16 protein-coding genes are annotated in these 20,014 nt (G+C 60.4%); 3 read left to right on the top strand and 13 right to left on the bottom strand.

Features of this window, described 5'->3' with window-relative positions; translation table 11 throughout:
- Position 1 precedes the first annotated feature (1 nt).
- From J5289_RS23205 to J5289_RS23195, 3 genes are read right to left on the bottom strand one after another with little or no spacing between them, the layout of a single operon-like run.
- Entirely contained in the window at positions 2–838 is an 837-nt protein-coding gene (locus J5289_RS23205) for a carbohydrate ABC transporter permease (RefSeq protein WP_209188181.1), read from the bottom strand.
- Complete coding sequence (locus tag J5289_RS23200) at positions 835–1,767, bottom strand: carbohydrate ABC transporter permease (RefSeq protein WP_142832224.1); 933 nt, start codon at positions 1,765–1,767, stop codon at positions 835–837. Before J5289_RS23200 ends, J5289_RS23205 begins: the two co-directional genes overlap by 4 nt.
- Position 1,768: 1 nt before the next feature.
- A complete protein-coding gene (locus J5289_RS23195) occupies positions 1,769–3,115 on the bottom strand; it encodes an ABC transporter substrate-binding protein (RefSeq protein WP_209207166.1) in 1,347 nt (448 codons plus the stop codon).
- Positions 3,116–3,292: 177 nt separating this feature from the next.
- On the opposite strand from J5289_RS23195, the gene J5289_RS23190 reads away from it, so the two are divergent.
- Both J5289_RS23190 and J5289_RS23185 read left to right on the top strand, forming a co-directional pair.
- Positions 3,293–4,441, top strand: a complete 1,149-nt coding sequence (locus tag J5289_RS23190; RefSeq protein ID WP_209207167.1) for a Gfo/Idh/MocA family protein — start codon at positions 3,293–3,295, stop codon at positions 4,439–4,441.
- Positions 4,442–4,455: 14 nt separating this feature from the next.
- Positions 4,456–5,409 carry an alpha/beta hydrolase gene (locus J5289_RS23185; protein WP_209207168.1) on the top strand — a complete coding sequence of 318 codons (954 nt, stop codon included), beginning with the start codon at positions 4,456–4,458 and terminating at the stop codon, positions 5,407–5,409.
- 15 nt (positions 5,410–5,424) lie between these two features.
- Here J5289_RS23185 and J5289_RS23180 read toward each other — a convergent pair whose 3' ends face one another.
- Positions 5,425–6,459 carry a LacI family DNA-binding transcriptional regulator gene (locus J5289_RS23180; RefSeq protein WP_209186299.1) on the bottom strand — a complete coding sequence of 345 codons (1,035 nt, stop codon included), beginning with the start codon at positions 6,457–6,459 and terminating at the stop codon, positions 5,425–5,427.
- A 321-nt stretch (positions 6,460–6,780) separates the two neighbouring features.
- Here J5289_RS23180 and J5289_RS23175 point away from each other — a divergent pair, with 321 nt between their 5' ends.
- Positions 6,781–9,306, top strand: a complete 2,526-nt coding sequence (locus tag J5289_RS23175; RefSeq protein ID WP_209207169.1) for a HAMP domain-containing methyl-accepting chemotaxis protein — start codon at positions 6,781–6,783, stop codon at positions 9,304–9,306.
- Positions 9,307–9,517: 211 nt separating this feature from the next.
- On the opposite strand, the gene J5289_RS23170 is transcribed toward J5289_RS23175, so the two are convergent.
- Genes J5289_RS23170 through J5289_RS23130 form a run of 9 tightly spaced genes read right to left on the bottom strand, consistent with a single transcriptional unit; the run spans position 9,518 to position 19,918 of the window.
- The gene (locus J5289_RS23170; RefSeq protein ID WP_209207170.1) at positions 9,518–11,029 is read right to left on the bottom strand and encodes an amidohydrolase family protein; all 1,512 of its coding nucleotides are present in this window, start codon (positions 11,027–11,029) and stop codon (positions 9,518–9,520) included.
- Positions 11,026–12,075: a questin oxidase family protein gene (locus J5289_RS23165; protein WP_209207171.1), complete on the bottom strand. Its 1,050-nt coding sequence runs from the start codon at positions 12,073–12,075 to the stop codon at positions 11,026–11,028. The genes J5289_RS23170 and J5289_RS23165 overlap by 4 nt, the downstream gene beginning before the upstream one ends.
- Before the next feature lie 16 nt (positions 12,076–12,091).
- Positions 12,092–13,750, bottom strand: coding sequence for a CocE/NonD family hydrolase (locus J5289_RS23160; protein ID WP_209207172.1), 1,659 nt, complete (start codon positions 13,748–13,750; stop codon positions 12,092–12,094).
- 2 nt (positions 13,751–13,752) lie between these two features.
- Positions 13,753–14,571: a creatininase family protein gene (locus J5289_RS23155; RefSeq protein ID WP_219276575.1), complete on the bottom strand. Its 819-nt coding sequence runs from the start codon at positions 14,569–14,571 to the stop codon at positions 13,753–13,755.
- Complete coding sequence (locus J5289_RS23150) at positions 14,568–16,082, bottom strand: NAD(P)-binding domain-containing protein (RefSeq protein WP_209207174.1); 1,515 nt, start codon at positions 16,080–16,082, stop codon at positions 14,568–14,570. Before J5289_RS23150 ends, J5289_RS23155 begins: the two co-directional genes overlap by 4 nt.
- Positions 16,079–16,876, bottom strand: a complete 798-nt coding sequence (locus tag J5289_RS23145) for an ABC transporter permease (protein ID WP_142832213.1) — start codon at positions 16,874–16,876, stop codon at positions 16,079–16,081. Before J5289_RS23145 ends, J5289_RS23150 begins: the two co-directional genes overlap by 4 nt.
- On the bottom strand, positions 16,873–17,751 hold the full coding sequence (locus J5289_RS23140) for an ABC transporter permease (protein ID WP_209207175.1): 879 nt from the start codon (positions 17,749–17,751) through the stop codon (positions 16,873–16,875). The genes J5289_RS23145 and J5289_RS23140 overlap by 4 nt, the downstream gene beginning before the upstream one ends.
- Positions 17,751–18,833: an ABC transporter ATP-binding protein gene (locus J5289_RS23135; RefSeq protein ID WP_209186291.1), complete on the bottom strand. Its 1,083-nt coding sequence runs from the start codon at positions 18,831–18,833 to the stop codon at positions 17,751–17,753. The genes J5289_RS23140 and J5289_RS23135 overlap by 1 nt, the downstream gene beginning before the upstream one ends.
- A 2-nt stretch (positions 18,834–18,835) precedes the next feature.
- On the bottom strand, positions 18,836–19,918 hold the full coding sequence (locus J5289_RS23130) for a PotD/PotF family extracellular solute-binding protein (RefSeq protein ID WP_224129452.1): 1,083 nt from the start codon (positions 19,916–19,918) through the stop codon (positions 18,836–18,838).
- Positions 19,919–20,014: the final 96 nt, after the last annotated feature.

Below are 20,014 nucleotides of genomic sequence, written 5' to 3'. Positions count from 1 at the left end.
TCTATTCCTTGATTCCGCCTTGCGTCAGGCCTTCGATGATGTGTCGCTGGAAGACCAGCACGAGTATGATGAGCGGCACGGTGACGACAGCCGACGCAGCCGCGATATCTCCCCAGGGCACGTAGTACTGGTTCGTGAAGTTGGCGATGCCGACGGGAATGGTCTGGCTGTCGGGATCGGAGGTGAAGGCCAGCGCGAACAGGAACTCGTTCCAGGCGGTAATGAAGGCCAGCAGCCCTGTCGTCACAAGGCTCGGCAGCGACATCGGCAGGATGATGTGCCAGAGGAGGCCGACGACACCGACGCCATCCATCCGCGCCGCCTCGTCGATTTCGCGCGGCAGGGTTTCGAAATAGCCAAACAGCACCCAGGTCACCAACGGCAGACCCAGCGCAAGATAGGTGATGATCAGAGCGGTATGGGTGTCGAGGAGACCGAGATCCGAGGCCAGCAGATAAAGCGGGCCGACAAGCGCGATCTGCGGGAACATCGACACCGACAGGATCACCATCAGGATCCCAAACCGGCCCTTCACATCGAGCCGCGACAGCGCAAAGGCCGACAGGGAACCGACGATCAGGCAGAGCGCCGTGGTCGACAGCGAGACGATCAGCGAGTTCAGCACATAGTGATGCAGGCCCTTCTCGACGAACGCATTGTAGTAATGCTCCAGCGTGAAGGGATGCGGAATGAGAGACGGCGTGCCTTCGGTCAGCGCCTTGTCGAGCTGCAGCGAGGTCGAGAACTGCCAGAGGAACGGCCCGGCCGACCATATCAGGATAAACAGCGCACCGGCATAGATCACAGTACTCTGGAGAATGGAGCGGCCCTGGGTCATGTCGTCTTCCTTATCTGCCGGACGAGGAAGAGGCAGAACACCACCGCGATCACGCCTTCAGTCAGGAACATCGCCGTGGAGACTGCCGAGCCGTAGCCGAACTGCAGGGTCGAAAAGAGGATCTTGTAGGACAGCGTCGACAGCGTTTCGGTGGAATCGGCGGGGCCGCCGCCGGTCAGCACGTAGACAAGGTCGAAGATGCGGAACGCGTCCAGCGCACGGAACAGTCCGGCGATCAGCAGCGTTGGCAGCAGCAGCGGCAGGCGGATGTTCCAGAAGATCACCCAGGCCTTGGCGCCGTCCATCCGCGCCGCCTCGATCAGAGACTTCGGAACGGTCTGCAATCCGGTCAGAAGCAGCAGCGCCATGAACGGCGTGGTCTTCCAGACGTCGGCAAGGATGATGGTGAGGAGGGCGGTGTTCGGCGATCCGTACCAGTTGACGTTCTGGTCGATCAGCCCGAGATGCAGGAGAATGAAATTGATGATGCCGTGCTGGCCATCGAACAGCCATCCGAACATCTTGGAGGTGACCACGGTCGGCATTGCCCAAGGCACGAGCATGGCCGCCCGGATAATCCCGCGTCCCCCGAAGGTTTCACAGAGAATGAGGGCCATGCCGAGACCGATCAGCGTTTCCAGCACAGTGGATGCGACGGTAAACCACATCGTATGGCGCCAGGCATTCCAGAACGCCGGATCGTTGAACAGTTGCACGTAGTTGGCAAAGCCGACGAAATCATTGTCCTGGGTGATCAGCGAGCGGTTTGTCAGCGACAGATAGAGGCCGTTGACGATCGGATAGAAGGACACAGATGCAAGCGACAGGAAAGCCGGCAACAGCAGGAGCCATGGCCAGAGGGCGCGTGGCAGCGCCCTCCTTGCTTTGCGTGACTGCCCCGTTGCCGGGACTGTGGCTGAAACCGCCATGTCAGGCGACGATCTTGTTGATTTGCGCAGCGGCAGCTGCGAGCTCGGTCTTCACGTCGCCGCTGACCAGGGCTTTGGAGATACTCGACTGCAGCGCCAGCGTGACCTTGGCATATTGTGGCGTGATCGGCCGTGGTGTGGCGCCGGTGAAGACGCTTTGCAGGCTCGCCATGAAGGGCTGCTCGGCCTTGAGCTTGGCATCCTCGAAGATCGCCGGACGCGAAGGCGCCAGACCGAAATTCAGTGCCAGCCGGGTCTGGGTTGCCGGCGACGACATCCAGGTCAAGAACTCGATCGCGGCTTCGCGCTTCTTGGAGTTGGCGTTGACACCCAGCTGGTAGCCGCCGAGGCAGGCCGCGCTCTTGCCGCCGGCAAAATGCGGCAAGGGCGCAACCGCCACCTTGTCGACAACCTGCGAGGCCTTAGGATCCTGGGCAATCGGATAGACGTAGGACCAGTTGCGCATGAACATCGCTTCGCCGGACGTGAATGGCTGGCGCGAAGGCTCTTCGTCCCAGGAAAGAACGTTTTGCGGGCTGATCTTGGTCTTGTCGATCGTGTCGTGGAGGAACTGGATGGCCTCGACCGCGGCCTTGTCTCCGACCACGGAGGATTTCCCGTCCGGCGCCAGTATGGAGCCCCCGTTCGAGGTGATGATCTCGACTGCATCGCAGATCAGCACTTCGGCCTGCTTGCCCTGCCAGAGGTAGCCGAACTTGGCATCGCCGGCCTTCTGGGCGGCCGCCGCCATCGTTGCCATCTCGTCCCAGGTTTCAGGGACCTTGCCGCCGTGCTTTTCGACGAGGTCCTTGCGATAATAGAACATGCCGGAATCGACGAACCAAGGCAGCGCCGTCAGCTTCTCATTATAAGTGCAGGCAGCCACCGTGCCGGGGAAATAGTCGGTGCGCTTTTCCTTGGGGAAATACTCGTCGAGGGGCAGCGCCCAGCCTGCGGCGGCAAAACCTGCAATCCAGACGACGTCCTGCGTGAAGACGTCGGGCGTCCCGTTGCGGCGGGCCAGTTGCTGGATCAGCCCTTGATAGACTTCGGTCGACGAACTCGGTGGTGGCAGTTCGATGAACTTCACCATGATGCGGTCCTGCGACTCGTTGAACGCCTTGACGAGATCGCCGAGGCCTTCCTTGCCGAAGAAGCTGGCGCTGGCAAAGCTGATCTCTGTCCGGTCGGCGGCTCGGGCCGAGCGCACGCCCAGGCTCGAGGTGACGCCAAGGGCAGCGGCACCGACCGCAGCCCCGGCCGCCCCGATAAGAAGCCGGCGGCGATCAATCATGTGCGAATTTAAAGTCGAATTCGAGCGCGAAGGCTCGTCCTTAACATCAGACATGTTTTCCCTCCCAGGAAGACTGGCAACCTCCAAAACTCCGCGCCAGCATTTCCGCATGATTTATAAAAATTTGTCGCGCGTCAAGAAATAAAATGGTTTAATCCGGCAATCAGTCGCTGGTGAGGAGGCCGTATCGAGGTGCGGCAACCAGCGAAAGCAATGGGAGGAGTTGGCTTTATGACCAGAAAGAACAACGCAAAAATCGGCCTCGGCGTAATTGGTTGCGGCAATATTTCGATGACCTATTTGCGCAACGCAGCCCTGTTTGCCGGTGTCGAGTTGAGAGCCTGCGCCGATATCTCGCCCGATATGGCAGCCTTGCGGGCCGGCCAATACAATATCCGCGCGCTCACCGTCGACCAGCTGCTGGCCGACCCGGAAATCGATCTTGTCCTCAATCTCACGATCCCGGCAGTGCATTTCGATGTGACGATGTCAGCGCTTTCGGCCGGCAAACACGTCTTCACCGAAAAGCCGCTGACCACATCGGCGGCGGACGGACGCACTCTGGTGGCAGAGGCACGGCAGCGTGGACTTCTGCTCGGATCTGCACCCGACACATTTCTCGGTGCGGCCGGCCGGCGGGCGCGGCGCCTGATGGAGGAAGGAGCCATAGGCCGTCCCGTCAGCGGCACCGCCTTCATGATGGGCCGCGGCATGGAGCACTGGCATCCCAATCCGCAATTCTACTACCAGCCGGGCGGCGGCCCCGTTTTCGACATGGGACCCTATTACCTGACGATGATGGTCAACCTGCTGGGCCCTGTGGTCCGCGTCATGGCGATGGCCACCAAGGGGCAGGAGGAGCGACTGATCACCGCTGAAGGCCCGTTCCAGAACACGACCTTCACCGTTGGCACGCCGACCAATGTCCTCTCGCTTCTGGAATTCAAATCCGGCGCGACGGTGAATTTCGGCGCCTCCTGGGATGTCTTCCGCCACTCCAATCATCCGATCGAGTTGCACGGCACGGAAGGTTCGCTGCGTCTGCCGGATCCCGACACATTCGGCGGCACTGTGTCCCTGTCCGAGCACGGCGCCGAGTGGCGGGACTTCGATAGCGACGGCGAACTCTATGGCGCCAGAAACTGGCCATATGCCGCACCGGACAGGGCAAATTACCGGATGCTTGGCGTCGCCGACCTCGTCCGGGCGCTCGAGGAAGGCAGGGCGCCGCGCGCCTCCGGCGATCTTGCGTTGCATGTTCTCGTCATCATGGAAGCCATCCTTGCATCCGGAGAGAGCCAGCAATCGATCACAATCGACGGGACTTTCCAGCAGCCACCATTGCTCGGCGAGGATGAAGCGCGCAGCTTGCTCGCATGACAGGAGAGGGGACGATGACTGGCAGAATCGATGCCGGAGCCCAGCGGGTGCTCGATCTCGGCAGGGCCGCAAGATCGAGGCCTTTCGAGGACGGCACGCCGGAACAGGCCCGTAAAGATTACAACGCGGGAGCGCCCGCATTAAAAGGCGATCTGCAGCCTGTCGCCTCTATTGAAAACCGCACGATCACGGGACCGAATGGCCCTATCGACATCCGGATCTATCGCGGCCTCGGTGCACCGGAGAGCGGCGGGCGCGGGCTGCTGTATCTTCACGGCGGCGGATGGGTGATCGGCAACCTCGAGTCCCATGATGACATCTGCAGGTGGTTTGCCGACAGCGCGGCCTGCACGGTCGTCTGCCCCAACTATCGCCTGGCGCCTGAACACAAATTCCCCGCCGGGCTTGAAGATTGCCTCGCGGCGCTGGCATTTATGACCGGAGAGGCCGATACGCTCGGCATCGACCGAGAAAAAATCGCCGTGGCCGGAGACAGCGCCGGCGGCAACCTCGCTGCGGTGGTGGCACTGATGTCCCGGGTATCTGATCGGCCGCCATTGACAGCGCAACTGCTGCTCTATCCGAATACCGACGCTGCCCAGACCGCAGACAGCTACCGGCGCTATGCAAAGGGCTTCGGCTTGCCGGCCTCGACCATGCACTGGTTTCGCGATCATTATATTCGCACGCCGGACGATATCGACGATTGGCGCGTCTCGCCGCTTAAGGCAGAGAGCCTCTCAGGTGCCGCCCCGGCATTTATAGCCATCGCCGGCCACGACATCCTCGCTGACGAAGGTGTCGCCTATGCCGATCGCCTCAAGGAAGACGCCGTTCCCGTGGTCCTGCGCCATTGGCCGACGCAGATCCACGGCTTCGCTTCCATGGGCAAGTACATCCCGGAAGCACGCGCGGCCATCGATGAGGCGGTGATTGCGTGGAACAGCTTCGAGACATCAACTCCATAGTAAGTGGACGGTGGATCAGGCGGACTGGCGCATCACAAGGGTGCCGTCCGAGCGCATGGCATGGACGATAGCGCCTGTCGTCGTCTCTCCTTCGCCGAGAAGGGCGAGCAATGTGTCGACGCTGTTGGCCGTCATTGCCGCGAAATCCTGCGCCATTGTCGTCAGCGGCGGCGATGCATATCGGCTGAGGGGATGGTCGTCATGGGCGGCGATCCTGAGATGAGCGCCCTTTCGGCGTCCGACCTTCTGGTTGTTGGCAAAGGCTGCCGCCATCACACCGAAGGCCAGGCGATCGTTAGCACAGAGGATCGTCTTGCTCGGCAGGGACTTCCTGCGCAGCATATCGTCCATCTGTTCATAGCCGATCCGCTCGAAATCCCAGGTATAGTCCGCGCTCGTCTTGATCACCCGCGGCTCGAACCCGGCCGCCTTGACGGTGGCGACATAACTTGCCAGCCTTTCCGGCGAATTGTGATTGATATGCGGAATGTCGAGATAGGCCGGCGCGTCGCCGGACCGGCAGAGATAGTCGACGATCGTCGCGACGCTCTGGCTGTTGTTGTTGCCGACAAATGGCGTGCTGCCTTCGATGAAGGTGTCGAAATAGACCATCGCCAGGTTCTGGCCGAGTTTCTCGAAGACGCGCGGATCGGACTTGAAGCCGAGGGGTGCCACCAACGCCCCGGCCACCTTCAGCGACAGCATCGTTTTGACGGCCTCGGCCTCCAGTTCCGGCAAACCATGCGATGAAATCACGATCGGCCAGTAGCCGCTGGTGCGCAGGCGGAGTTCCAGCCGGTTGACCATTTCAGCATAGAAGGGGTCGCCGAGAGCAGGCACGAGAATGCCGATGTTGCGGGTGCGCTTGCGGTTGAGATTGCGCGCATAGAGATTGGGCTGGTAGTCCGAAGACCGCAACGCCGCCTCGATCAGAGCACGGGTGGCTGGCTTTACGCTGGTCGGATCGTCGAAGAACTTGGACAGGGTCGGACGCGATATCCCGCTGGATTTCGCAAAATCCTCCATCGTCCGGTGCGTCAGCTTTTTCATCGATATGCGACGTTCCTGTCTGCCAGAATGTGCAGAGGTGGAATTATGCGTTGTTAATCAACGAAGTGCAACCGCTGACCGGAAATTCGCACAACCGTCCCGGCCCGCCAAAAAGATCGCCGGTGACAACTTTTAAAATGACGTACGACTATAGAGCTTCCGGCTGAAGATCGTGCTCGCAACGTCGAACGAATCCGACTGAGCACGGCGCAAGTAAAACGGGAATAAGGCCGCAGGTTTCCAGTATGCTTAACGGCAATTTTATAAACTCGTGGCACCTTGAGCGACAATGAGACGGGGACGGTCGGGAAAATGAAAAATATGATGGACAAAATGATGTCGCGGGTGCGGATCCAGACAAAAGTTCTGGTGCTCGTGACACCGTTCATTCTGTGTATCGGCGCGGTCGGCCTGACGGGCTATTATGCCTCTCGGTTGCTCGAAGGCAGGATGGAGGTCTCGAACAGCGTCCTGCAGTCGCTCAGCGGCTTCAAGCATGTGTTCGCCAGCATGAGCACCTTCCTGATGCAGCCTTCGCAGGAAACGCACGACGGTGCTGCGGCCCAGGCCCGCGACCAGCTCGGCCTCCTGAAGCAGACCACCGAAGGTTTGCGCGCTGGAACGGATGTCTCCCTGCTGGACCAGTCTCTTTCGGAATCCGCAGCAATTCCCGACAAGATCGAGGCAATCTGGCAGCTCCAGCTCAACCAGCAGAAGATCTGGGATGACATCGTTGCGAACTCGGCAGCGCTGCTCGATCTGCAGGGACAGATCGGCAAGCGCTCCTTCATGCTGATGGCGGCGGCGAAGAAAAAGGACAACACCAACAAGGCCGGCTTGAAGACTTCGGTGACATTGGGAACGGCAGCCTCGATGATTGCCGACCTCGAAAAGGCCTATGCCGAGGCAGCGCTTCCCGATGCCAAGATTGCGGCGCTGAAGAAGCTCGTGCCGGACCTGGTCACCGCGGTCTCGCTGCTTGCCGACGCACTGCCGGATGACCAGAAGAGTGTTGCAAGCGACATCCAGGCATCTGTCGCTGTTCTCGATCAACAGAGCAAGGCGACAAGCCCGGACGCCGCAGTCGCGCTTGCCGACCAGGCACTCCTCGCCCTCCAGGCGCCGACCGCGAAACTGAAGGCGACCGGTGACGCATTGATGCGCCGTTCGGTGCTCGATCTCGCCACCTCCGACAAGGAAATCTCCATGGCAGAAGCCGTCGGCAACAAGCTGCGCGGCATCGTCAACATCAACAATGAAATCCGCGTCGTCTTCGCCGAGCTCGTTTCCAAGCCCGACGAAGAGAGCGTCAAGAAGGTCCAGCAGTCGCTCTATATGTACGCCAACGAGGTTGCAGCCCTTGCCGCGCTGATGAGCGACGACCCGGTCCTCTCGGTGCTTCCGGCCAAGGTCAAGCCGGTGCTCGACACGCTTGCCTCCAAGGCTGCCGACATCGCTGCCAACTCCCTGGAAAAGCAGGCGCAATTTTCCGCCGCCGCCAAGTTAATCGACAGCACCTGGAACCTGCTTACGCAGTTTGCGGAAAGCCAGAAGGCAAATGCCGGTGTCGAACGCCAGCAGGCAAACACGATCTCCATCGGCGCCATGACCATAGGCGTCCTCGTCGCGATGTTGGCTGGCGCAGCCCTCGTGATGACGCTGAAGGGACCGATCGCCCAGATCACCATAGCGATGCGCAAGCTCGCCGAAGGCAAGCTCGACACCGCCATTGCCGGCGAGGGTCGTCCTGACGAGATCGGCGACATGGCGCGCGCGCTGATGGTCTTCAAGGACAACGCCACATCCCGCTTGGTCATGGAAAAGGAGGCCCAGAGCGCGAGAGAGCTCTCCGAGGCCGAGCGCGTCAGAAATGACCGCGAGCGCCGTGAGGCACGCGTCCAGGTCGACGGAGCGATCGAGGCTCTCGGACTGGCGTTGAAAAGGCTCTCCAAGGGCGAACTCGATTTTGCGATCGACGTGCCTTTTGCAACCCATCTCGATGGGCTGCGCGACGATTTCAACCAGTCCATCGAAGGCCTCAGGGCGACGCTGGTCGACATCCGCGGCACAGCCGAGATGATCTATGACAATGGCCGGCAAATGGGGGAAGCCGTCAACGATCTGGCAATGCGCACCGAAAAGCAGGCCGCATCGCTGGAGGAGGCCGCTGCCGCCGTCGAACAGATCGCCGCCACTGTGGATACCTCTTCGGATCGCTCCGGCCTTGCGCTGAAACTGGTGCAGAATACCAAGCAGCGCGCGGAAAACTCGGCCATGGTCGTGCAGAACGCCGTCTCGGCTATGGCAAGAATCAAGGAATCCTCCGACAGGATCTCGAACATCGTCACCGTCATCGACGGCATCGCGTTCCAGACGAACCTGCTGGCGCTCAATGCCGGCGTCGAGGCTGCAAGGGCAGGCGAGGCCGGCAAGGGATTTGCCGTCGTCGCCCAGGAAGTCCGTGAACTCGCGCAACGCTCGGCAAAGGCCGCCAAGGAGATCGCCCAGCTTATCAATACCTCGGTCAACGAAGTCGCCATCGGATCGCAATATGTCGAGGAAACCGGCGGCGCCCTTATCGGAATCTCGGGAGATATCGTCGATATCTTCGGTCACGTCGAGCGGATCGCCTCTTCCGCCCAGGAGCAGGCGCAGTCCCTGCGGTCAGTCACCTCGTCGGTCAACGAAATCGACCGCATGACCCAGCAGAATGCCGCCATGGTCGAGGAAACCAGCGCCGCGACACGCCAGCTCTCGGACGAAACCCACGCCTTGACCGAACTCATCGGCCGCTTCAGCCTGGAAAAGAACCCCAGCTTCACCAAACCCGCCAGCCGCGCCGCCTGACCAGGCGTTGCGCCTGGATGGGTGAGATGAACCTCGGCTGACGTTTTGCAGCCGAGGGGACACGCGAAGCATTTTGAATTTACGGTATTGTTATTTTCTCTTTTCCCGGACGGCGTCGCCTGAAAGTGCCGTGCAACCCCTATCTGCCCTAATCCATCCCGTCCGCCATCGCATTGTATCGATAGGGGCGATATCCTGGCGTCGGTGTGAACTAACGGTGGTGCGCCTCGAGATGCGGCATGAGGGCGTTTATCGCCTCCCAGGCTTGGCTCTCGCTTGGCGTTTCCGGACGCTGCAGCCGCTCGCCGATCTCGGCGAGAACCGCGTCGCGATCGATGGTTGTGACCTTTCCCTCGTCGACCACCAGACGACCGCCGACGAAGACCTGGCTGATCGCGTGGCGTCCACCCCGGTGCAGGACGCTTTCGACGACGGGAGTGCGCGCGCTCACATGCGGCCGGCCGATCTTTCGCCTGTCCATCAGGACGATATCGGCCTGTAGTCCGGGTTCGAGCCTGCCGGTAAAGCCACCGAAACCGACAGTTTTCGCGCCATGTTCGGTGGCCATCTGCAGCACCGCGCCGGCATCCGGCCGTTCGTTCCAAAACCCGGTTTCGCGATGCAGCGCCCAGACCAGCTTCATTTCGAGCGTCATGTCGCGGTCGTCGGCAATGTTGGACTGGTCGATGCCAAGCGCCACCGGAATGCCGCGACCGCGCATTTCGTTGACTGGGGCGATGCCACTCCCGAGCCTGAGGCCCGAGGAGGCGTTATGGCACAGGCTGCAGCCGCATTCTGCTACGATGTCCATATCCTCGCGGCTCATCCAGTTGCCGTGCCCGAGCGTCACATTTGGCCCGAGGCATTCGAGCGCTTTCAGATGCTGGACGGCGCTGTGGCCGAATTTGTCGTGCGCGAAATGCGACTGCCGTTCGGTTTCGAGAAGATGCATGTGAACCTGGGCGTCGGTTTGCCGCGCCGTCTCGAAAATCGCCTGCAGGCATGCGTCCGAGCACCAGTGCAGGTTGGCCGGGGCTAGATTGATGCGCACATGATCCGGGCGGTCCGCAAGCCAGGCTTGCCGCAGCTCGCGGTAGAAGCCGAGAAGCTCCGGGACCGGTATGTTCGATGCCGCAAGCCTCGGCGCGATCCAGCTGCGAACGGTATCCGGAAGGGCGGCCAGCACCTTGGCGTCGTCATCGTAAGTCAGAATATTGCGGTCACGGATCATGAAGGAAAAGCCGGCCCGCATGCCGATCTCGCCATAGGCGTTGAGCGTCGCATTCGCAGCAGCCATCCAGGCGTCCGGCGCGCCGGCCATTCCGCTGTTGATATGCTGCACCGTCGTGGTGCCGCTCTCCAGCATCTCGATGGCGGAATAGAGCGTATCCAGCCGCGTATCGACCTGGCGCATCGCCCGAAACTGCGGCAGCCATAATTCCAGCGGCGCTAAGGGCACGCCCTGCATCAGCGGCGTGACGCCGAAATGATGATGGCTATTGACGAGCCCCGGCATGGCAATCATCTCGGCAGATCCGAAACGGGGCAGATGGTCGTTGCCGTATGTGACGGCTTCCATCGCCCCGATCTGCGCGATCATCCCGCGATCCACCCGGATGCCGACGTCATGGCGCATCGACATGCTGCCATCCGGCATAAGCCCCGACAACACTGTCCCGGCCTCAATGATGCAATCGCCTGTGATGGATGCGTCCGGGCTCATTTGGTATAGTCTCCGATAAGCCCGAGTCGACGGGCGACAACAACGCGATAGAGCGGATCCCCGTAGACCTTCATTTCTTCGCTGGCCGAAAAAGCAACACTGATATCGTGTTCGTCGTAACTGCGCGCGGCGATCGCATGCAGTTCGGGCCAATCCGGCACTTCGATATGACGCCAGCGATCAAGCTGGCTCGCCTCCGGAATTTCCGGAAAACCAAGCTCACCCATGAGCGCGGCGATCCCTTGCCAGAACACCCGCAACATCCGGTGGAACGCGGCCTCGTCGCAATGAGGCTCGAGGAGACGGATCCAGTGCAACCCGGTGATGATGTGAAGTGCCGCAAAATGCTGGGTTGCCGCAAAGACGGAAAGCGCCGTGGCCGCCATTTTTTGCAGTGTGCCAGGCCCGATATCAAGCCAGTCCACCACGGGTGCAAACTCGGGAACGCTGCTGGCATCGCGCATATTTTGCCACAACAGGTCGTGAAGCTGCATCCCGTGTAATGGCGTGAGACTTGCTGTCAGAACGAGAACTTCGGCTGGATCGGTCGTGATTGGGTGCGCTCCCCTGGCCGCCGGAAGAGGCAGATAGGTTGCCGCCCAGTAGGCAAGCGCAATTGCGATATCGGTGTTGTCGTCCCGAAGCACGCCGTAAGCCGTTCGCATCAATGCGTGAAAGGCGCTGGCTGCGATGCCGTCGGCAAGATCCGGTAGATAGAGCTGCAAAGCCTCATGAATGCCCAGGCGCGCCAGTTCGCCGGTAAAGAAAATTCGCAGATCCGGTTCCCGTTCGCGTATCCCGATCGCAGTCTTCCAGCTGTCGCGGTTGAGTGGCTTCAGAGGCAACGCGAATGGCAGCAGTTGCTTTGTATCTCTGTAGTGGTTGAAGAAGCGCCGAAGCTGAGACGGCGTGCCGCCTATCCGGTCCAGTGCGACGAGTACCATGGGAGCATGATTGGCGAAGGTGCGTGAGAACTCCGAGCCCCATGCCGGCATGTCGCCCATGACAGCCTCCAGTCCTTCGGATAGGTTTTCTGTTGCAGTCATTGATCAAACTTCTCTTTTACGATGCTGTACCGCCGGCAGTGGCCTGCGACAGCATCGGTAAGCGCAAGACGGAGGGGTAGCCGTCGCCTGAGCGGAGCATGAGGGTCGTGACAAGCCGATCCGTGACGCTCGCGTCCTGGGGGCGTGCGCCGGTGCCCGGATTGACGGGGAAGGCGGGGAAAGAGGCTGACTGGATCGACAGGCGCAGGCAATATCCCGCCGGGATCGTCAGATACGTCGGCCGTAACCTCAACAGAACGGCCAGTCCATCTTTATTCGCCGTTATTGTCTTATGTGTCGACGTCAAGCAAATTACGGCTCCATCCGGGGCCACTGTGCTCAACGTGCAATCGAGGTCGAAACTCGGCCTGTCGGCAGTGACGAAAAGATCGACTTCCGCCACTCCACTCAGCAGAACCGGGAGAACGAAAGGTTTCGAGGTATAGACGAGCACATCGGCCCTATCGTCGACGTCCGACCTGTCGGCAAAATCGGCAGGCGTTCCGAGATGAAGGCCTACGCTCGGTGCTGGCCGCCATGGATCGTGCACGAGGTGGTCAATTCTCGAAGGCCCTGGCGTTTCAACAAGCGATCCATCCGTGCTCGTTGCCGCTGCACGACCGTCAGATGCGAGATGAAGCACAAGTGTCTGTGCGTCCGGAAGCCGCTCGAAGCCGGCCCAGGCCTTGTCGAAGACGTCATAAAGCTTGATCTTCGGTTCGATATTCTCGCGGCCTTTGAGCACTTCGTCGAAGAAGCCGACGATCTGGCGGTCTATGCCGTCTGCAGCCTCCGCCCCGGCATCGAGAGCGCCGACCCGTCGGCCCCAGGGAATGTGCGACCAGGGTCCAACACACAGTCGCTGCAGACTGCCGCCAACGGAAAACTCCTCGAAGGCTGCGAATGTGCCTTCGAGCATAATGTCGTTCCATCCACCGACATGCAGCACAGGCACATCCAGCGTCATACCTTCAAGAAGCGATTTTGGCGACCTTGAACCCCAATAGGAGGGATCGTCGGTCAGCCAGTCCTGGTAATGCGTGTAGCGTGCTGCCTGCTGCAAAGCCTCAGGCTTTCCCGAGAGAACACCGGAATGCAGGGACGGCTTTGCGGCATGTAACATGTGAGCGGTGGCAAGATCGCCGGCCCGCCTGGCGTTTTCGACGGCCATCTGGCACGCCCACATCTGGTTGGACTGAAGCCGAAACCCATCGCCTTCGAATGCCCAGTGATTGCGGACATCGAAAGCCGCCATGGCGATAGCCATGGCATCGGGCAATTTTCCGCCGGTCTTCTTGGCGCCGGCAAGGGCTAGGAACTGGTTCATGCCGTGGTAGCTGAAGCCGTAGCTCGCCACCATGCCGTTGCAACCGTCGAGATCGGCCGCCAGCGACAGCGTCTGCGCGCCGTCGGCAACATCGTCTTCGAGTACCCTGAATACACCCTCGGAATCACCCCGGCCACGAACATCCTGCACCAGCACGATGTAGCCTTGCGCCGCATACCATGCGGGATGGGCAAGGACGACAGTCGAGGCAACTTTACGCCCATAGGGAAGGCGCATGACCAGAACAGGATAGCGTTCGGGGCCCACAGGACGATAAACGTCGGCCGCCAGGTAAAGACCGTCCGCCATAGGCATCCGAAGATTTTCGATGTCGCGAAGTGCCAGCATGGTTATCTCCCGGCCGAAAAGCGGGTTTCGGACGTAAGCCTCTCCATGTCAAAATCGCCCGTTGCCGCAATCAGGCGCACCAACCCCGCGGCCGCCCGGTCAAGCACGAGAGCGCCCTTGGTGGCGTCGGCATTGGCGGCATTCCCGCTGACACCTGCCGGGTGAAGGTCCTGCGCCTGCCAGCCAAAGCCGACCGCGCCTTCAGCAGTCAACGGGCTGCCGGACTTTTCGATTTCCACGGTCAAGGGTACGAAATCCTCTGCCTTGTCCATGGCCACCAGCTCTGGCGCGATGGCTAGCATCATACTGGTCTCGATATCGCCGCCGTGAATGCCGTGCGTGATTTCCGCGGCCGAAAACAGGTCATGGACCTCTGCGATCCTGAACCAGGAGCAAGCGACCGCAAGCATATCGAGCTCTACACGGATATCCCGGCAGGTCATTTCCATGAGGGAAATCTGGCCGCCATGCGAATTGAACAGGATGATTTTGCGCGCACCGGCGCGTTTTACGCTTCTGGCCACATCGAGCCAGACGAGGCGAAGTGTCTGGGCCGATACGGTAAGCGTACCGGGATATGCCAAATGCTCGTCGGACTTGCCGATGCCGATCGACGGCAGGATCAGGACGTCTGCGTTCGTGTCGAGCAACCGCACCATGCGGTCCAGGATGGCAGCGTTTATGGCCGCATCCACCTGCACGGGAAGATGCGGCCCATGTTGCTCGACAGCTGCGATCGGCAGGATAACGACAGTCTCGCTCAAATCGCGGGCTGCAAAGTCGGCGGTCGAATGATCCGCCCAATAAAAGGATTGGGTCACGTGCCACTCCGCAAATCGGATCTGCCGGTTTCAAGCAAGCTAGCCGCTTGCCGATTGGCCTCGGCTACCGCTGTTTCGAAGTCATCCGGTACAGGGAGGTCCGCCGAGACGTAGGAGACCAGCTCCGGCAATATCTCCTTTTCGCGATCGAGAAGCAGCCGGCGCAGAACGCCGCGCACCAGCCTTGGCACCGCATGCTTGTGCCCACTGATGGAGGTGGAGTGAGGGCCGTGACTGACAAAGCTGCTGCTGTTGAACGCGAACACCCGGCTGACCCATGTCTCATCTGGATCCCTCGGGATGAATCCGTAGAAGCCGTCGAGGTAGGGGAAACGCGCAAGTCGGGCATCGGCGCTGCCGTCTTGCGGGGTATAGCGGTCGCCCCAGAGAGCAACCCGGTCGTGAAGGGTTTTAAGTTCAGGCCTTGCGGCGAGATCGACATCCATGCCCGTGGCAAGAAGCAGGTGATCGAACTCCAGGATACCGTCGGGGGTCGTTACATGGATTGCATCGGCCTGCTGAGAGACGTCCAGCCAGGGCGTGGCGGGACGCAGCCGGAAATTGTCGAGGCTCATCGCCGTCTCGAAACTACGCACCGGCGGTGGTTGATCGGCACTGCGGAAGAACCTGGCTATATTCCAGCGCGTGGTTTCGGAGAGATCGGGGTAATGCGTCATCATTCCGGGCGTCTCGACAGCGCGGTGAGGATTGGTGCGGGGCAGTCGCGCACGCCGGAAGCAGAGATCGACGGAGGCAGCACCTGCTTCCAGTGCCTTGATGGCATTATCGAATGCAGAGGCCCCATGGCCAAGCACGCCGACGCGCCGGCCCTTCAATGCTCCGAAATCGACCGGACCGTTGGTGTGATCGAACCTGTCTGGCGCAAGCGAGCCAGAGACGATTGCCGGCACCCTCCATGCGCCGGCGCCATCGTATCCGGTGGCCAGCACGACAGTTCTCGCCAGGCATTTTTCAACCCTGCCGCTAATGCTGGTGGTTACCGCGATGAGGTCGCCGTCCGGCGCAACATCCAGAACCGTGCAATGGTTGGTGATGGCGATCTCGAATACGTCGGCATACCAGTCGAGATAGGCCTTCCAGTCCGTGCGCGGAATGCGCGGCAGTTCCGCCCAAGCTTGCTGCCCGTAGCGTGTTTCGAACCAGCGGCGTACGGACAGGTTGACGACGTTGAACTCGTTGCCGACCTGAGTTTTCGGCGTGCGCAACTCTTCCATGCGCGCAAACGTCAGCCACGGACCCTCTGCGCCCGGTGCACTGCTATCCAGCACGCGGATACGCCTGAGCCCGTCCCATTTCAGGGCGGCCGCTATCGTGACGCCGGACTGGCCACCGCCGACAACGATGACATCGGCAATCTCTGCGGCGTCGGGCCTTGGTAGATCGCTGAGCCACGGCGCGCTCGGATAGCCAAGTGCTGCAAGATCGGCAAGCGCTGCCTGCTTCAAGTCGTCAAGGGCCGTCCCTGGGATATCGACGGGGGAAATCATCATAGCTGGTCTCGCAAATGCGCCATACGGCCACGCAAGCGGCGGCGGCGATTGAGTTCGGTCAGCGCCACGATCAGAGCCGTCAGCACGAGTACCGCAACTTGCATGGCATTGAGGTCGGGTTTGAGTTCGCGCCGGAACTCCGATGCGACGATCAGCGACAGGGGCTGCGTTCGTCCGGCAAGGAACATGGAGATGGTAAGATCGGCCAGGGAGAGGATGACGCCGATGGAATAGGCCGCACTCAGCGCGACGCTCAGCTGCGGCAGCAGGACACGCCGGAAACTTTGCCACGGCGTTGCGCCGAGATCTCGCGCTGCTTCCTCAAGACGCGGGTCGAGACGAACCATCACAGCGGCAAGTATGGTGGTGGTGAAGGGAACGACGACCAGAGTCTCAGCCAGGATCAGCGCAGTCGCACCGCGACCCAGCCCCACCCAGCTCATGAGCATGGCCTGCGCGATCGAAAGGACCGTCTTCGGCACCAGAAAGGGCACGAGAACCAGGATAGCAAATGCTGCCCGAAACTTCATGCGTGGCGATGTCAGGGCCAGTGCGGCCATGAGGCCAAGGAGAGCACCCAGCAAGCCCACAGGCTGAGCGATCAAGAAGCTGGTGGCAAAGCCGCCCCGAAAGGCGTCATTCCCCAAAAGACTGCCGTACCAGGAGAGGGTGAAGCCGCTCAAGGGGAAAGCCATGGTGCTTGCGGCGTTGAAAGAGAATATTCCGAGAACGACGATCGGAAGATAGAAGAAGCATCCGGCGAGCGCGAGCGTGAGAATGACCATACGGTTCATCTTGCACCCCATCGAAACACTGCCTTGGCGCCACTAACCCGCAGAAGGATTGTTAAAAAGCCGCTGGCAAGCACGAAAAGAACGATGAGAAGGCTGAGGGATAGCGCCGATGCCAGCGGCCAGTCGAAGGCGGTTCCGAACAAATTGTCGATCATGGCCATCGGAGTAGCACCAGACGTTCCCCCGAGAAGACTTGGCGTCATCATGTCACCTGCGGCAAGTGCAAAGACGGTAAACACGCCGACAGCCAGTCCGGGCGTCGTCAGGGGAAGGATAACCTTGAAAAACGCGTCCAGAGGGCGGGCACCCAGATCCCTTGCCGCTTCTATCAGGCGATGGTCGATCAGTTCAGCCGAAATCCAGATTGCCAGCACCATGAAGGGCAGGTTGTTGTAGAGCAGCACAAGATGCGTGGTGAACGGTGTAAACAACAGGAACTTCAACGGTTCACCGATAATGCCGACCCATTGCAGAGCGGCGTTGATCAGGCCTTCCGAGCCGAGAACAACCCGCCAGGCATAAATGCGGACAATTTCGCCGGTATAAAGCGGCGTCAGAAGAACGATGCTACCGATCCCTTTCCAGAGAACCGGGAGGCGCGTCATCGAAATAGCGATCGGGTAGCCGACAGTGGCGGCCAGCACGGCGGTGCCTGCGCCTGAGACAACAGCCTTGCCGATCAGAAACGCAAAGACCGGATTGCTAAACATCTGCGCCCAGCTTTTCCCGGAAAAGGCCGGAACGAGCGTGAAAGCATCGAGATCCACCTCGAAGACGCTGAACACCGCCAGCAAGGCGAGCGGCAAAATGCATCCAACGATCAAGAGGCAGGCGACCGGCACGGCAAGCTGCGCCCGATGAAATACCGGATCCATCAGTCGATCCTCGTGATGAAGGCGCGCTGCCGATCGATGACCAGGGCGACATCGGCTCCCGGCATCATCGGGTGATCGGCCATGTATCGCACCGCAACGCCGTTCACGATGGCTTCGACGAGGTATCGGTCACCCTTGAAGACCACGTGCTGGATGGTCGCGCTCAACCCGTCTGCGCCGACAAGGACGTGCTCCGGCCTGATCGCCAGAATTGCCGTGTCGCCCTGCGACAGGCCATCGATTGCCGGACATTCGAAAACACCGATCGCCGTGCTGATCGCGGCCGATCCGGGAACTGAACCGTTCCCGACGATCTCGCCGGGAACAAGTGTCGCTGCGCCGATGAAGTCAGCAACGAATGCGTTTGCTGGGCGGGTGTAGATCGTCAACGGTGGTGCCTTCTGAACGATGCGGCCCTTGTTCATCACGACGACGATATCGGAGAGCGCAAACGCCTCCTCCTGATCGTGGGTGACATAGACAAAGGCGATGCCGAGGCGCCGCTGCAGGTCTTTCAGCTCGATCTGGAGATGTCCGCGCATCTTCTTGTCCAGCGCCGACAGGGGTTCGTCGAGGAGAAGCAGGTGAGGTTCGGCAATGATGGCCCGCGCCACGGCGACCCGCTGCTGCTGGCCACCCGAAAGCTGGTGCGGATATCGGTCCGCAAATTCTGCCATGTGGACGGCGTCAAGAGCGCGTTTCACGCGGGCTGCCACATCGATATTGCTTCGACGCAGCGTCAGCGAGAAGGCCACGTTTCCGAATACCGTCAGATGCGGAAACAAGGCGTAACTCTGGAAGACCGTGTTGACCGGGCGCCGCTCCGGCGGAACGCCGGAAAGCGACCTGCCATCCAGCACGATGGAACCTGCATCCGGCTTCTCGAAACCTGCAATCATCCGCAGGATTGTCGTTTTGCCGCAACCGGAAGGGCCGAGGAAGGTGGTGAACGCCCTTTCCGGGATGTCGAGATCGATGCCATCGACCACCCGCTGCCTGCCGTAAGTCTTGGTCAGGCCGCGGGCCGAGAGCAACAACCCCGCTCCCGGCAGATCAGGCGCCCTGTCAGGCGTATTCACCATGATCAGCTTGCCTTGACTTCATTCCAGACCTTCAGCCACTCTGAGTAATTCTCAGGGGCAACCGGCCACATGAAGGACTTCATCACGTCCATGTCGTCTACGAAGATCGCTTCCTGCTGTTCCTTGGACAAGGTGTCACGGATGACGGAGGAGGTCGTGGCGTAATTGCCGATCTTGGCGATCTGCGTTGCGAATTCCGGACCGAGCAAATAATCGATGAACTTGTAGCCGATCTCCGTCTTTTCGGGAGACAGGGTCGCCGGCATGGCAAAGCAGTCGCACCATCCCATGATGCCAGCCTTGGGCTTTGCCATGCCCAACGGCAACTTGTCCTTCAGGGTATCGTAGGGAACACGCCATGAAAATGCGCAGGAAACCTCGCCCGTGGCGAACAGGTTGGTGAGATCTCCGATCGTCTGCCAGTAAGTCCGTAGTAGCGGCTTTTGGGCAATCAGCAGCTTCTTGGCTTCCGCAAGCTCCTTGGTCTCCATGAAAAACACCTTGTCGCGCGGGATGCCGGCAACCAGGCCCGCGATACCGATCGATTCCAGCGCATAGTCGCGCATGGCGAGCTGGCCCTTGTACTTTTCGTTGAAAAGCGTCGTGTAGTCTGGCTCGCTTTCGAATTTGTCCTTGCGGTAGACGATCGGGTTTAGACCCCAGAGGTAGGGAACTGCAAACTGCTTGCCGGAGGCATCGAGGACCTTGGGTGTGGTCTTGAAGACATCGTACATCTTGGCGGAGTTGGGGATCTTGGCCATGTCGATTTGTTCGAGCAGCCCCGCTTTGATATAGCGCCAGCTTCCGTTCAGCGATGGGTTGATCATATCCCAATCCGAGGCAGTGCCGGTTTTCAGCGCCGCAAACTGCGCGTCTTCGCTGGAGAGATAGGACAACTTTACCTTGACACCGGTCTGCGCTTCGAAGGCTGCGATGTATTCAGGATGGCCGTTGGAATCCCAGGTTGCCCAGACCATCTCCGACACGGCAGCCCGCGCGCTGCTCAACGAGCCGAAAGTTCCTGCCGCCGCGCCAGCGGCGATACCTGCAAGTATTTCACGTCGGGTAATTCCTGAACCTGCCATCGTGCTCTCATCTCGTTGCGAGGAAACTGGGAGGAGTGTGGTCTGTTTGGTCAGGAAAGCCTATAACCGATACACAATAGACTATATTGCGCTTTG

Origin of the sequence: Rhizobium sp. B230/85 (genome assembly GCF_019355735.1) — a bacterium.
GTDB classification, from domain to species: Bacteria; Pseudomonadota; Alphaproteobacteria; order Rhizobiales; family Rhizobiaceae; genus Rhizobium; species Rhizobium rhododendri.
Note: the sequence above shows the minus strand (reverse complement) of the source record. Positions and strands in the feature narration are given on the sequence as shown.

Excerpts from the sequence above, each read along its gene's own strand:
- J5289_RS23205 (WP_209188181.1), bottom strand. The coding sequence starts at position 838 with ATGACCCAGGGCCGCTCCATTCTCCAGAGTACTGTGATCTATGCCGGT.
- J5289_RS23200 (WP_142832224.1), bottom strand. The coding sequence starts at position 1,767 with ATGGCGGTTTCAGCCACAGTCCCGGCAACGGGGCAGTCACGCAAAGCA.
- J5289_RS23195 (WP_209207166.1), bottom strand. The coding sequence starts at position 3,115 with ATGTCTGATGTTAAGGACGAGCCTTCGCGCTCGAATTCGACTTTAAAT.
- J5289_RS23190 (WP_209207167.1), top strand. The coding sequence starts at position 3,293 with ATGACCAGAAAGAACAACGCAAAAATCGGCCTCGGCGTAATTGGTTGC.
- J5289_RS23185 (WP_209207168.1), top strand. The coding sequence starts at position 4,456 with ATGACTGGCAGAATCGATGCCGGAGCCCAGCGGGTGCTCGATCTCGGC.
- J5289_RS23180 (WP_209186299.1), bottom strand. The coding sequence starts at position 6,459 with ATGAAAAAGCTGACGCACCGGACGATGGAGGATTTTGCGAAATCCAGC.
- J5289_RS23175 (WP_209207169.1), top strand. The coding sequence starts at position 6,781 with ATGATGGACAAAATGATGTCGCGGGTGCGGATCCAGACAAAAGTTCTG.
- J5289_RS23170 (WP_209207170.1), bottom strand. The coding sequence starts at position 11,029 with ATGAGCCCGGACGCATCCATCACAGGCGATTGCATCATTGAGGCCGGG.
- J5289_RS23165 (WP_209207171.1), bottom strand. The coding sequence starts at position 12,075 with ATGACTGCAACAGAAAACCTATCCGAAGGACTGGAGGCTGTCATGGGC.
- J5289_RS23160 (WP_209207172.1), bottom strand. The coding sequence starts at position 13,750 with ATGCTGGCACTTCGCGACATCGAAAATCTTCGGATGCCTATGGCGGAC.
- J5289_RS23150 (WP_209207174.1), bottom strand. The coding sequence starts at position 16,082 with ATGATGATTTCCCCCGTCGATATCCCAGGGACGGCCCTTGACGACTTG.
- J5289_RS23145 (WP_142832213.1), bottom strand. The coding sequence starts at position 16,876 with ATGAACCGTATGGTCATTCTCACGCTCGCGCTCGCCGGATGCTTCTTC.
- J5289_RS23140 (WP_209207175.1), bottom strand. The coding sequence starts at position 17,751 with ATGGATCCGGTATTTCATCGGGCGCAGCTTGCCGTGCCGGTCGCCTGC.
- J5289_RS23135 (WP_209186291.1), bottom strand. The coding sequence starts at position 18,833 with ATGGTGAATACGCCTGACAGGGCGCCTGATCTGCCGGGAGCGGGGTTG.
- J5289_RS23130 (WP_224129452.1), bottom strand. The coding sequence starts at position 19,918 with ATGGCAGGTTCAGGAATTACCCGACGTGAAATACTTGCAGGTATCGCC.